The organism is Paenibacillus sp. FSL M7-0420 (assembly GCF_038002345.1).
Taxonomy (GTDB): domain Bacteria; phylum Bacillota; class Bacilli; order Paenibacillales; family Paenibacillaceae; genus Paenibacillus_AQ.
On the sequence record NZ_JBBOCJ010000001.1, the window covers coordinates 5006779 to 5020711 of the forward strand.

10 protein-coding genes are annotated in these 13933 nt (G+C 51.9%); 4 read left to right on the plus strand and 6 right to left on the minus strand.

From position 1 onward, the window contains the following. Positions 1–21 precede the first annotated feature (21 nt). The 3 genes from MKX51_RS21425 to MKX51_RS21435 all read right to left on the minus strand — a co-directional run bounded on the left by MKX51_RS21425 (position 22) and on the right by MKX51_RS21435 (position 4179). Positions 22–1404, minus strand: a complete 1383-nt coding sequence (locus tag MKX51_RS21425; protein ID WP_340993771.1) for an extracellular solute-binding protein — start codon at positions 1402–1404, stop codon at positions 22–24. A 93-nt stretch (positions 1405–1497) separates the two neighbouring features. Beyond that, positions 1498–2790 carry a glycoside hydrolase family 125 protein gene (locus MKX51_RS21430; protein WP_340993772.1) on the minus strand — a complete coding sequence of 431 codons (1293 nt, stop codon included), beginning with the start codon at positions 2788–2790 and terminating at the stop codon, positions 1498–1500. A gap of 240 nt (positions 2791–3030) precedes the next feature. After that, positions 3031–4179, minus strand: a complete 1149-nt coding sequence (locus MKX51_RS21435) for a GntR family transcriptional regulator (protein ID WP_340993773.1) — start codon at positions 4177–4179, stop codon at positions 3031–3033. Between the two features lie 351 nt (positions 4180–4530). On the opposite strand from MKX51_RS21435, the gene MKX51_RS21440 reads away from it, so the two are divergent. Continuing rightward, a complete protein-coding gene (locus tag MKX51_RS21440) occupies positions 4531–5724 on the plus strand; it encodes an IS256 family transposase (RefSeq protein ID WP_076086938.1) in 1194 nt (397 codons plus the stop codon). A gap of 312 nt (positions 5725–6036) precedes the next feature. Here the strand turns inward: MKX51_RS21440 and MKX51_RS21445 are convergent, their stop codons facing one another. Continuing rightward, positions 6037–7338 (minus strand): MFS transporter, encoded by a 1302-nt coding sequence (locus tag MKX51_RS21445; protein ID WP_340993774.1) that lies wholly within the window; start codon positions 7336–7338, stop codon positions 6037–6039. Positions 7339–7572: 234 nt separating this feature from the next. Here MKX51_RS21445 and MKX51_RS21450 point away from each other — a divergent pair, with 234 nt between their 5' ends. Then, positions 7573–8094, plus strand: a complete 522-nt coding sequence (locus MKX51_RS21450; RefSeq protein WP_340993775.1) for a DUF3231 family protein — start codon at positions 7573–7575, stop codon at positions 8092–8094. Between the two features lie 129 nt (positions 8095–8223). After that, positions 8224–8856, plus strand: coding sequence for a LysE family transporter (locus tag MKX51_RS21455; RefSeq protein ID WP_340995675.1), 633 nt, complete (start codon positions 8224–8226; stop codon positions 8854–8856). Here the strand turns inward: MKX51_RS21455 and MKX51_RS21460 are convergent. After that, complete coding sequence (locus MKX51_RS21460; RefSeq protein WP_340993776.1) at positions 8853–10295, minus strand: amino acid permease; 1443 nt, start codon at positions 10293–10295, stop codon at positions 8853–8855. The genes MKX51_RS21455 and MKX51_RS21460 overlap by 4 nt on opposite strands. A gap of 210 nt (positions 10296–10505) precedes the next feature. After that, a complete protein-coding gene (locus MKX51_RS21465; RefSeq protein ID WP_340993777.1) occupies positions 10506–11951 on the minus strand; it encodes a glycosyltransferase in 1446 nt (481 codons plus the stop codon). Between the two features lie 211 nt (positions 11952–12162). Between MKX51_RS21465 and MKX51_RS21470 the strand changes: the two genes are divergently transcribed. Further along, positions 12163–13932: a thiamine pyrophosphate-binding protein gene (locus MKX51_RS21470; protein ID WP_340993778.1), complete on the plus strand. Its 1770-nt coding sequence runs from the start codon at positions 12163–12165 to the stop codon at positions 13930–13932. The last annotated feature ends 1 nt before the right edge of the window (position 13933 follow it).

Below are 13933 nucleotides of genomic sequence, written 5' to 3' on the forward strand. Positions count from 1 at the left end.
TGCGTTCGAATTCTCAATCCTCTATTTGACTTCTACTTTATCTTCGCCAAGCGAGCGGGTAACGTTATCCTTCAGTTGCTTCACAGCATCTTCCGGCGACAGCTTGCCTGAAGCAATGCTCTCGACAATACTCTGAAGCTGCGCAGATACGGTTGCATACTGATCATTGGCCGGACGGAATTTCGCTACTTCCAGTAAGGCTTGCGCCTCCGCTGTATACGTACGGTCTGTATAGCCTGCTACGTCCACCGAATCATTACGCGGGCTCAGGTTGCCCTCTGCCACTACGCGTCCTGTTGCATTCTCCTGATTCATCAGGAACTCCAGGAACTTCCACGCCGCTTCCTTGTTCTGCGATTGTGCCGGAATCGACCAAGCCCATCCGCCGGACATGGTGATGGCTCCAGGCTCTTGACCGTTCTGCGTCGGGAATGGAGCGAAGCCCATTTTGTCTGCTACATTCTCAATCGGTGCCGCGCCGTTCTCGAACCAGGTCGATCCGGCCCAGCTTCCGTCTACGGCCATCGCCAGCTTGCCTTGCGGGAACAGCTGCTGGAAGGCAATGCTGCCGGCTTGTCCGTTAAGCGCTACCTGCATCGAAGGTCCGGTCTTATCTACATTGAACAACTGATTAATGAATTTGAAGGAATCGAGCAGTCCGGGACTGCTTACGACCCATTTCTTAGTTTCATCGTTATAGAGGGTGTCGTTCGTGCCGTACAGAAGCATCTCCAGCGTCTGCATCGTTACTCCTTCTCCGCTCGATTTGCCCACGATCATATTCAGCGGGGTTACGCCCGGCAGCTTATCCTTGATGGTACGTGCGGCTTCCAGCACCTCATCCCAATTAGCAGGCTTGAACGGCACCGGTAAGCCCGCTTGCGCCAGCAGCTCTTTGTTATACCAGATACCGCGTGTATCCGAGGTTGCAGGTACGCCGTAGATTTTGCCGTCTTCACCGGTCACACCGGCTTTGAGGTTCTCAATGAACTTGTCCTTCCAGTCACTCCAACCTGCAACCTGTGTATCGAGCGGCTCCAGATAGCCGGCTGCCGCATCCGACTTGATGATCGAGGTGTCTTCTGCCACAATATCCGGCGCTGTATCAGGAGACTTCATCTGCAGCACGATCTTGGAGGTGTAATCCCCTTCACTGGCCAGCACCGGAGCAATCTTGATCTTGATATCCGGGTTGTCCGTTTCGAATTTCTCAATCAGTCCCGATTCAAAATACTTAGTCAATGTATCCTCGGAGCCCGACGAACGGAAGGTAATGGTGACCTCCTGCTTCCCTTCGGCTGCGCCCGAACCGGAATTCGAATTGCTGCTTGAACAAGCTGTAGTCAACAGAAGAAGAGAAGCCATTGCCGCAGTCATCGAAACTTTGAATTTATTCATTTTCATTTGTCTTTGCCCCTTTTGATTGTAGTTTCATAACGCTTTCATAAAAGCTTCGAAAAGAACGGACAAGCCGTCTTTTCTACTACACTATCCGGTCTACTTCACTACCCGTAATCCGCAATAATCCATAATCAGTTCGCTGAACAGCATATTCGACCAGGAGAACCATGGACGGGTGAACTGTGAGGCATCCTCCACAGAGAAGCCTTCATGAGTCAGGCCGGTTCCGGCATCCGTGTCCTGAATGAGCTGAAGCAGGCGGGCTTTCTCGCTGCGGTCCGGGGAAGTCAGGCCCTGCATCGACAATGCGATGTGCCAGATATAACCCTCCGGGGTATGCGGGCTTCCGATGCCTTCAGCCACGCATCCTTTATAGTAATAAGGATTGTCCTCGCTCAGAATGAACTTCCGGGTATTGCGGTACACCTCGTCGCTCTCGTCTGTGTAGCCCAGATACGGCAGGGACAGCAGGCTTGGAACATTGGCGTCATCCATCAGATTGTAGTGGCCCAGACCGTCCGTCTCATAAGCATATATTCTCCCATAGACCGGATGATTATAGATGCCATGCTCCTGAATCCCCTGATTAATTTCCTGCCCCAGCTTCTGCGCCGCTGCCGCAAGCTCCTGATCCCCGTAGATCTCAAGGGCAATCTCTTCCAGATATCGCAGGACAACGACAGCGAACATATTGGACGGCACCAGATAGCCATACTCACAGCAATCATCACTTGGCCGGAAGCCTGACCAGGTCATCCCGGTATAAGCCGTTTCACTGCCTTTGCCTTCTCTGGTTAGCGTGTCTGTGAGCGGCGCATCCAAGCGCTGGAACGTATAGGGGGAATCTGTCTCGTGATGCTGCTCCACTCTCCACAGCTTGATGATTTCAAGCGCGGCCTTGCGGAAGGTCTCGTCAAACTGTGTGACGCAGCCGCTATTCTTCCAGAGCAGATAACTGAGCTGAATCGGATACGCCAGCGAATCAATCTCATACTTGCGTTCCCAGATCCATGGGCTCATGGCTGTAAGATCCGATTGGTGTCCGTGGCCGTTCGCCTCTTCATTGAAGGCATTGGCATACGGATCAAGCAGGATATAATTCATCTGCCGGTTCACCAGACCTGCAATCATCGCTTCCATGTTAGAATCTTCTGCGGCAAGCAGCAGATACGGGCGAACTTGGGCGGCGGAATCACGCAGCCACATAGCTGGTATATCACCTGTTATAACGAAGGTGGTGCCATCTGCTTTCTGCGAAATGGTGGTGCCAATGGTATTGATCATGCAGTCCTCGAACATCTTGGCCAGCTTGGAAGAGTCTGGCAACTCCCCTTGTACCTTGCCGATCAAATCGTAGACAGACTTCGGAATTTCATTCTGTAGCTTCACGGGTGTATGTTGCACCTCCAAATGGTATATATCATTATTTCAAACGCTTTCATCATAGTAAACAAATAATAATTATATGTCAATATATTAATGGTATATTCATAGAATATAATGCGCTATTGGTATATTACATTTGGCTCACACGCCCTAGTGTCGCCCATTCTGAGCGCAACAAAAAAAGCCTTCGCGTCGAAGGCTCATGCATTTCCACTATGATTATAGCGGCCTGTTGCCGTAGTGTTATTGCTTGCGGACCTGCGCTGTAGACCGGCCTGCAACTAATACCGCCGGCAGAAGAATCCGGGAAATCGGCTGCTCGTTCCCATGCATAGTGAATACATTCTCATACGCCTGCTTGCCGATGCTGAACTGATTCTGGCGCATATGTGTCACTTTGCAGCCTTCATGCGATTCCGGGCTGTCGAAGCAAATCAAGGACAAGTCTTCGGGAATCCGCAGTCCCAGCTTGCCTGCCGCCTCTTCGACCAGCAAGGCGATACTATATTCGGCTGCGAACAGCGCGGTGATCTGAGGATATTTCCGCAGATGCTCGGCCAGCTTGTCCACATCGCTAATCCGGGCCTCCGGGTCAAATACATTCGGCATAGTAGACGTGATCGTCTCCATCCATAGCTCACGGTTCGCCAGCAGATTATGCTCCATGTGAGCTTCGAGAATACCGTCGATCCGTTCCTCTATTGCGGTTGTATTTGCTGGCGGAGGCGCGAGAAAACCGATATGGCGGTGCCCAAGCCCGAAGAGATAATGCGTGGCCTCCTTTGCAGCCTCGATATTATCGGTACTCACAGAAGAAGCGGGAATCCCCTTGAGATAACGGTCAATCATGACGAACGGGAATTTCTGAATGACCAGCTTCAGGATCTCGGCACTGAAATATTCGCCTTGCGCCGGGAAGATAATCAGCCCGTCCACCCCAAGCCCCAAGAGCTGTTGAATCGCCTGCTCCTCCAGCTCGGGAATCCCGAACGACCGCCGGACGATCAGAAATGCGTCATTCTCCCGCGAAGCTTCTTCCATGCCGTAGATCAGCTCTGTGCCGTACATATCACTGAAGTGTGTAATCACCAGTCCGATGATCCGTTTCTTGCCTGTGGTCCGGACCGTCTGCTGGCTGTCAAAAGGTTTCATGATCAGCGAGTTCGCATCGGCTACGAAGGAGCCTCTGCCTGGCTGACGGACGATCAGATGTTCATCAGCCAGCATTTTCAGTGCTTTCTTGGAGGTAATCCGGCTCACCCCAAATTCACTGCACAGTTCTTTTTCTGAGGGAACCCGCTCCCCCGCTTTATATTCATGATTCGTAATCCGCTCACGCAGCGTATGAAAGATCATTTCGTACATCGGCTTCGAGCCTGAGTCATTGGCCATATCAAGCACCTCCATTACCGTTTCTCTTGGAAAGACACAACCTAATATACCATGTTATATTAGTAATGTGAAGCATACGGATTAAAGGAGCGCCTGAGAATTGTTGCAATTATTGCAGGAATCCTCTATACCTATTACTAGCTGAAGTGGAATGTTGCATGAATTGCATAAATTTCTGTGATTAGAGCAAGTTTGCGCTGGATTTGTTGCATTTTGTGTAGGATTTCAGCATAGACCGCTTCAATTGGATGGCGTAAAGTAAGTTGTGTACCACAATTTGGAGCCTAGCCAGGCAACAAAAAAGTAGGGTATCCTCGGGTTTACCACAACACCAAGAAGGAGCCCTACTCGATGACTATTGTACCCGAACATATGCTAAATAATCTATTTGAAAAACTTGTTAAAGACTTCATGAAAGAGAATATGGAATCGCTCCTGCGTGCCGAAATCCAAGGGTTTATGGCGAGTGAAGAAGCCGGTGCCAGCAATAGCCGTAACGGATACTATACACGGGATCTGCACACGAGATACGGCCATATTGAGGATCTTCAGGTTCCCCGGGACCGCCAGGGTCTCTTTCAAACTCAGATGTTTGAACCGTACCAGCGGCGGGAGGGCTGGCTGGAGGAGGCGGTGATCCAGATGTATAAATCCGGCATGGGTACCCGGGACGTGGCCCGATTTATTGAAAGCATGTTCGGCAGCCATTACTCGCCCACCACCATCAGTAACATCACCGCTACGGTGCTGGAGGACATTCACCAGTGGCAGAAACGTCCGCTGAGCAAGCGCTACTCTGTGATTTACCTGGATGGGCTGTACGTGAAGCTGAAACGGGGCACGGTCCGGGGTGAAGTCGTCTATTTTGCCATGGGAATCGACGAAGAAGGTCAGCGTCAAATCCTGGGGTTCTACGTGGGGGGTCAAGAGAGCTCGAATGGCTGGCGGGAGGTGCTCAAAGATCTGTACGCACGCGGGGCCCAGGAAGTGCTGCTGGGTGTATTTGATGGACTGCCGGGGCTAGATGCGGCCTTTAAAGAAACCTACCCGCAGGCGGATGTGCAGCATTGTGTGGTGCACAAAGTACGAGCCACGTTACCCAAAATCCGGGTGGAGCACAAAACCGATGTGATTAAAGCCCTGAAGACCGTGTATGATGCACCGGATGAGGTCGTGGCCCGGGCGAACTTTGACACGGTGAAAGCGAAGTGGAATGCGTTATATCCGAAGGAAATGCGGTCTTGGGAGGAGCAGCTTTCGACGTTACTGACGTTCTACAAGTACCCGGAACCGATGCGTAAAGCGATTTACACGTCCAATCCCATTGAGCGAATGAACAAGGAAATCCGCAAACGTCTGAAGCCGATGAACAGTCTGACCAACATGGATGCGGCAGAAAAAATCGTGTATCTGGAGATGTTAGGCTACAACGAAAGGTTTGGGCAGCGAGTGACCCCTGGCTTTGGGGTGGACACGGTGAAAAAGAAGCTCAGCCAGCTCTATGAAGCCCGCTACCCTTCGTTGCCGACAGCCGAAGAAGAGTAACTAAGGAATCCAGTTTCTGGGGGTCGGGGTTCCCCCTCCCCCCAGAAACACTACACCCCCAACCCGTAACCCCGGGGAGGTACTTCTACTCATTTACACAAACTTCTTGACGCTACCTTCAATTGGGCAGGATTGTTGCATTTCATGCAGAATTTCTCAACAATTGTTACTGGCTGTGAAGCCTAGAGCCCATCGCTCATCGTGGCAGCACCCGCTGTATTCAGTTTTTGCTTGTAATACACGTTTCTAATAAAATACAAATAAGGAGCGCCTCATATGGGGCACTCCTTCAACCATAAAAGCATACAACCCCTACCGGACACGCTGGCGTAGCGGACTTCCCTTCTTCGCCTTGAATGAATTCCGCTCTGTCCGGCCTTCCCCTTCGGCATCATCCTTACTGGGCGTTACCGCGAAGAAGGACAGCAAGCCACCTACGGCCCCTACACCCGCCATGGTGAAGAACAAGGTCCAGTGGCCCCGGTTCATCAAGAGGGACACCACCGGCGGGCCCAACGCGACCCCGATGAATCTCATGCTGCTGTAGAGGGAAGTTATCGTGCCCCGGTTCTCCTTCTCGATGCCTTCGGTAATCAGTGCATCCATGCAGGGCAGAACCACTCCGATCCCGATTCCGCTTAGACTCAGGAACCCGACCATGTAATAGATGTTTTCGTTGAAGCCCGTAATCAGCGTGGCAGCAGTCAGTAAGGCCATGCCGCCGAAGCCGAGCCATTTCATGAGCAGCTTGTTTTTGCCGATGATCTTGCCGCTTCCGTAAGAGGCCAGACATAGCAAAGCAAGCGGAATAGCCAGAACGAAGCCTTTGTAGGCCCCATGCAGGTTATATCTCGATTCGAGGATCTCAGATAAGTAGAACAGCACCCCGAAGGTGGCGAACATGCAGATGCCCCCGATGGCGAAGATGGCATACAGCCAGCGGCCCTTCTCATGCAATACGTTTTTAATTCCACCGAGGAATTCCTTAAGACTGGTCTTCTCCACCTCCTCCTTAGGCTTCTTGACCAGGAAGATCACTAGCATACAAGAGATCAGGCACAGCACTGGAATGGCGATAAAAGGCGCATACCATAGCAGCATTCCCAGATAAGCTCCGAGGATCGGGCTGACCACTTTTCCGAAGGTGTTGGAGGTTTCAATAATCCCGAGCCCCTTGCTCACCTCCTTCTCATCCTTGAACAGATCGCCCACGAAGGGAATGACAATGGGAAAAGCGCCTGCGGCACCGATCCCCTGGACGAAACGTCCGGCAAGAATGATCCAGTACGCGCTCACTCCTGTGAAGAACCAGGCAGCGGCGACACATCCGGCTCCGCCCAGGGCGGCCAGGATCAGGCTGGGCAGAATTACTTTTTTTCGCCCGAAGCGATCTGATAAATAGCCGGCGATGGGAATCATCAGGATGGCGATCAGGCCATAGACAGTGATGATCATACTGACCTCAAAAGCGCTCACCCCAAGCTCCTTCGAGATCTGCGGCAGGATCGGCAACAACATTGAATTCCCCAGTGTCATAATCAGCGGGATGGAGGAGAGCGCGATTAGTGCCCCTTTTGAACCTTTTCCCCCTTGGGACTCTTCGGACCCGTTCATGGACGAACCACCTTCTTTTAGTTTCGCATCCTGCTTATTGTCGGTCTAACGGCTGTATTTATACCCAGGAATGATCCAGCTGATGATTCCTAACTTCACATCTGCTTATTATGGAATGACAGTCAGCCTTTTATCCGTGTAAACAAATTCAGAACTACGCTCTGTAATATCTCTGTTTCCTCCAGGACATGCTACCCCTTGTTCAAAACCAACCGCAAAGGAGCTTGATTACTTATGACAGGAATTCTAGGCGGCAACCCCAAAGATGAGCCGATGCATTATGGAGAGATCTTCACACTTTGGGAGACCTCAATGGCAGCAAAAGGTGCTCTATCCGGCTACAGAGCTCATATGTATCATGCCGGAGACAGCGATCTCAAAAAAATTCTGGCCGCAATAATTGACCAGGCGGAGCTGGAGATCAGCGAATGCGACTCGCTGCTGGCCGAGCAGGGCATTGCTGCTGCCCCGGCACTGCCGAACCGGCCTGAAGCGAGACTGGAGGATATTCCGGTCGGCGCACGGTTCACGGACCCTGAGATTGCAGCCATGGTTGCAGCCACTCTGGCGGTTGGACTGGTGGCGTGCAGCCAGGCGATGGGGATGTCTATCCGTGAGGATATCGGCGCATTGTTCGCCAAATATCATCTCACCAAGGCAGCTATCGGTGTGAAGAATCTGCATCTGCTGAAGAAAAAAGGCTGGCTGGTTCCCCCGCCGCTGCTCGTCAAGCGACCGGAACCGGTCCACGCGTAAAGCAGCCGGTTACAGCATCTGATACAGCAAGAGGCCCGCGATTCTTCGCGGGCCTTCTTCAGGTCTGGTTGTCCTATTCTCCCATCCTGTGGAATAAGCTATCTATATAGAATAAAGGAGGAGGACATCATTAACATTTTCATAGGTTATATGGTGCTGGGATTATCCCTGTCAGCGCCTATCGGCCCTATTAATGCTGCCCAATTGGACAAGGGGCTGCGCGGAGGCTTCATGCCGGCTTGGGTAGTGGGCCTCGGAGCCATCAACGCCGATATTATCTACATGCTGCTGGTCTATCTGGGGATGATCCATCTGCTGGATGCCCCGTTCGTCAAAGCCTTCCTATGGCTGTTCGGCTTCTTCGTGCTGGTGTATTCCGGGATCGAGAGCATTATGCACTCGGGACAGATTGCCGCAGCAGAGACTAGAGGCAGCGGGGTCTCCCTGTCCAAATCGTTCGTGTCGGGCTTCCTCATGTCGCTGTTCAATCCCCTTTCCATCCTGTTCTGGCTCGGAATCTACGGCTCCATCTTAGCTAAGGCGGTTAACGAATACCCGATGCAGCAGCTCCTGATCTACAGCGGCGCCATTGTTCTCGGCATACTGCTCTGGGATGTGACCATGGCGGCAGCCTCCAGCATGTTCCGCTCCTTCCTGACTTCGCGGGTGCTGAAGTCGATCTCCGTCCTGTCCGGCCTATCGCTGGTCGGCTTCGGCTTCTATTTCGGGATTCAGGCAGCCCGGCTGCTGTTCTTTCATTAGATTTTGTTCTTCCGCAGCCGGATGCCCTTGATCCGGAAGCCGGGGCCTCCCGGCAACGAGTGGAAGCTTCCTGTATGCGCTTCCGTACGCTGTTCCTTGTCCGCTGCCTCCTGCCCATGCTTGCTGCGGTAATGCTGGAGTATCCAGTCACTTAGCCCAATCAGCGCTACGATCAAGAGGCTAATATAGAAGCCCGGGCGGCTAAGCTTATGGAACAGAGTGCCGGTGACTGCAGCCAGAATCAGCACCAGTCCGCTCCAGCGCTTCACGCCACTAAGCACGCCCTGCTTCAGCAGCTTGCCCGAGGAGAGCAGGATGAACGCCCAGTTATAGAGAATCATCAGTCCGGCGGCGGTGGTGATGTATTCGTACACTTTTCCCGGCAGCAGCAAGGCCATAATTACAGCCCACGTCAGACCGCCCGCGATCAGGCACAACGCCAGCAGGGGATACTTGTCCTTCCATTTCTTCGCGAACACCTTAGGCGCATCCCCCTCCTGGGCCAGCGTAAGCATCATCGAGGTAATGGCATACAGTGACGCAGTCATCGTAGAGAAGCCGGCAATAATCAGCACCCCGTTGAACAGATGCGGTATGAACGCGAGATGATCACTGCGCAGAGCCAGAACAAAGGGACTCTCCTTGGGGTTAAAAGCGCTAAGCGGCACCATAATCACCGCAAGTCCGATCGACAGAATATACACAGACGCCAGACCCAGCAGCATCACCTTCCCCGCCTTCGGCACTTCCTCCGGCTTCTCAAGCCGGTAAGACATAATACCCAGCACCTCAATCCCGCCATAGGCATAGAACGCGAAAATGAAGGCGGACCATAACCCGATGCCGCCGGACGGGAACAACGCCTTATAGCTCATAGGCACCTTCGGCTGAAATTTGGCACCGCCAATCCAGCCTGCCAGAAGCAAGGCGGCAATCACCAGGAACATAAGAATAGCCGCCACCTTGATGACGGCCAGCACGTTCTCCACCCGGTCAAAGCCCTTGTTGCCAAAGAATACAATCCCGAGAGCGACCAGCGCATACCCCGCTGCAAAAATCCACATCGGTACGTCCGGGAACCAGAACCGCGAGAAAATCGACAGCGCCGTAAGCTGGCTGCCCATAATCAGCAGCTCTGAGAACCAGTATAACCAGCCGCTGCCGAACCCCGCCCAACTGCCGAACGCCTGCTTGGCATAGGAGCGGAAGGAGCCTTGCTCCGGCTGCGCCGCCGTCATACGCGCCAGCGCATCGAAGACCGCATAGGTTCCCGCCGCCGCCAGCAGGTACACCAGCAGCACCGCCGGCCCGCCCATCGAAATCGCCAGGCCCGACCCGAGGAAATACCCTGTGCCAATCGTCCCCGCTATGCCCAGCAGGCTAAGCTGCCACCACTTCAGTTTCTTGTCATTCCCCGTTGATCCAGAAGTCTGCTTCATGAACTCCGTCCTTATCTTGTCAGAATTAGAGAAGGATCTCTGATTCTATAATCCCCATTACCTCCGTATTCATGAAATATATTTTGCCTATCTCCTTTTTAGCGGCTCGTAACCTGTATGTAATATATCCAATATTCAAAGCGTTGTGATTTGGCGAAACATAATTGTTCTTGGAGCCGGTGATGGCAATAATCTTACGCTTATTGTTTATCATGGCCGCTTCACCGAGATCTCCCGCAGCTTCAGCAGACCATCCTCATAATAATCTTCATTCGCATAATAGTCCGTGTAATACTGCTCAAGGTTAGACACATCACTGGCAAAGCTATTTCTAACAATTGTTCCGTACAACGGTAGAATCACATTGTAGAAGCGTTTCTTTTTTTCCTCTTGAATGGTCTCACTCTTCAAGGTACGGCCTTCATAATGGTGTAATGCATCCAGGAAATGTTTAATACATACCTCGCCTACGTTGTATCCCTCCGGAAATATTCCTGCGTAAAGATAAAAATTACGATTGATAATGCAAAACTTAGGATCAAGAATTAGAATTTCATAGAACCAGTAGATTTGATTAATACTTGTATAAGCATACTTGCTTTTATCCACTATTTGATCCCACACGGATTTTTTCATAGTATTCATGGAAATCTGCATTGCATTATTACTCGTATGAGCCAGGAATAAGTCACCGCCCTCTAAAGTATAAACCCGGTTATCCAGATGAAATGGCAGCGTATGAATCAGCGCACAATCCAAATGCTCCAGAAGAATTCCGATGAAATCAATCAGCGCTCCATCCAGCCAGTAATCATCGTCTCCCTGTAGTTTAATGAAGCTGCCATTAGCCAGTGTACTGACATAAGCGATGTTCAAGTCGCCACCGATATTCTGTTCATTGCAGCTATAACGAAAACTGGAGTATAGGTTAGCGTATATATAGGCTACCTCCTGTGTATTATCTGTCGAGGCATTATCGGAGACTACCACTTCGACTAAATCCTCATCCGAAACCTGATTATAGATGGATTGCAGATTATTTCCAAGATGATGTGCGCGATTGTAGGTTGGAATAACGATCGACAGCAGTGGATGTTCTGTGCGGAGGGCAAGTGCTGATTCTCTCTCCGTATCACTGTTCACTTTAACCCACTCAAGCAACTCAGGAACGAATACTTGTGTAACAACAGCCGGATTACCCGAGGCTCTGCAAAAGCTTGGTATATGATCCACCACAACACTGTTAGGTTCAATAATACTGAATTTCCCGATCCTGACTGCTCTGTCAATTACAGCGTGCGCACCGATTATGCTTCCATCACCCACTATCAGTTCCCCGCTGGTTTTAAGAACATCTGTCGCTTGTGCCCAGCTTGGATAACCTGGTCTGACTGAAGCCGCTACAGAGTCCGTCAAGCTGACATAAGGTCCAATCCTCACGTTCCGGCCGATGTGGACTTTATGGCTGCACTGCACATGTAAACCTGTCTCTATCCGGCTTCCATCCCTGATTGTAAGCTCTGGATTGCTGCCCGAAGCCGATTCAAGAATGTTCCAGTAATACCCGCCCTGCACCGTTACATTTCTGCCTATTGATACGCTAGATGGATTCGATATGTAACCCGCCTCTTTAAGAAGTGATGGTGTATTGGTCAAGAGAATAGCCCCTTTTCGTTAAGACACTTTACCTATACGTATTCAGTGAAGGCACAAGTTATGAGTCCAGTTGAACCGGCAGGTCCAGGAGAAAATCAGGATGAAGTGAATCTTATGGACCTATTCCTGAAGTATCCGCATATAAATAGGCTTATCAAGTGAAGCAGGCAGACTTGGGGTATAGCTGTCTTTCAGGAAGGAGGAGACATGAATGAGAATGAGAGTAGCGGATTATATCACGCACTCTTTATATGACGGAGGCGGGGAGACCGTATTTCTGGTCACCGGGGGAATGATCATGCATCTGACCGATGCGCTCTACCAGCATGGCAGACAGGACTATGTCTGCTGCCATCATGAGCAGGCTGCCGCCATGGCGGCCGAGGCCTATGGAAGGATGACCGGCAAGCTTGGCGTCGCTTACGTGACCGCAGGTCCGGGAGCGCTGAATACCATTACAGGTGTAACCGGAGCTTATGTCGATTCTTCACCGATGGTTGTTGTCGGGGGGAATTCCAAGGTTGCGCTTGCCCAGGTGAAAGGACCACGCCAATTCGCCCTGCAAGGCTTCGATTCTCTGGATATTTTTCGCCAGATTACCAAATATGCAGTCAGGCTGGAGAACCTCTCACAGGTCCGGTATGAAGTGGAGAAATGTATCTATCTGGCCAAGAACGGCCGGGTGGGTCCCGTCTATCTGGAGGTGCCGGTGGATCTGCAGGGCGCAGCCTTTGACCCGGATGACTTTGTGGGCTTTACAGAACCTCCCACCCTGGTGCCTGAGATTGCGGATGCCGAGCTGGAGCAAGTTCTTGCTGCCCTGAAGCGCAGCAAACGGCCCTGCCTGCTGGCAGGTGCCGGTGTCCGGCATGGAGATGCGGTAGAAGTGATGCACGCATTCGCGGAAGCCGCCGGAATTCCTGTGCTGACCTCCCGTCTGGGGATGGATCTGATCGACCATGAGCATCCCCTGTTCGTAGGCCGTCCTGGTACCTACGGTGACCGCCCGGCGAACTTCACCGTGCAGAATTGTGATCTCCTGCTAACCGTAGGCTGCCGGCTTGGCATCGGGCTGGTCGGTTATGATTTCGCCGATTTCGCCAAGAATGCGTTCAAGATCCATGTGGATATTGACGCCAGGGAATTGAATAAACCATCGGTCATTCCTGACATCCCTGTGCAGGGGGAAGCCCGCGACTTCTTCAGCCGGCTCACAGCGTTGTGGGATGGAGGCGTCTCCTATACCGGGTGGGTCCGGCAGACACAATACTGGAAGCAGCGTTACCCGGTTAACTTGCCTGAATATGACGATGACAGCAGTGGCATCAATTCATACCGCTTCATGACCCACTTCTCTGAGCTTGCACCGAAGGATGGCCTGTTCGTCGTGGACACCGGCTCCTGCTTCCATGTCCATGCCCAGGCCTTCAAGGTCAAGGCCGGGCAACGGCATATCATCACGGGCGGACTATCCACGATGGGCTATACGCCCGGAGCGATAGGTGCATCGGTAGCCGCTGGCCGCAGAGAGGTCTTCTGTGTTACAGGCGACGGCTCGTTCCAGATGAACCTGCAGGAATTGCAGACCATCCGTCATCATCGGCTGCCCGTGAAGTTCATTCTGTTCAATAATGGCGGGTATCTGCTGATCCGGCATACCCAGTCCAACTTCATGGGCGGGCGTTATCTGGGGGAAGGACCGGAATCGGGTGTGAGCTTTGTTCCATTCGAGCGGATTGCCGAGACGTTTGACTTCGGCTATCTGAGAATCTCGCAGCTTGATGAACTGGATGACCAGCTTAACGAGCTGTTCACCCGCCCGGGACCTATGATCTGTGAGATCATGACGCCAACGGATCAACTGCTCATTCCCCGGGTATCCTCCCGCCAGCTTGAGAATGGAACCATGGTATCTACAGCTTACGATGATATGTTCCCTTTTCTTCCAAGAGATGAATACCAATCTAATTGCTTGGAGTGAC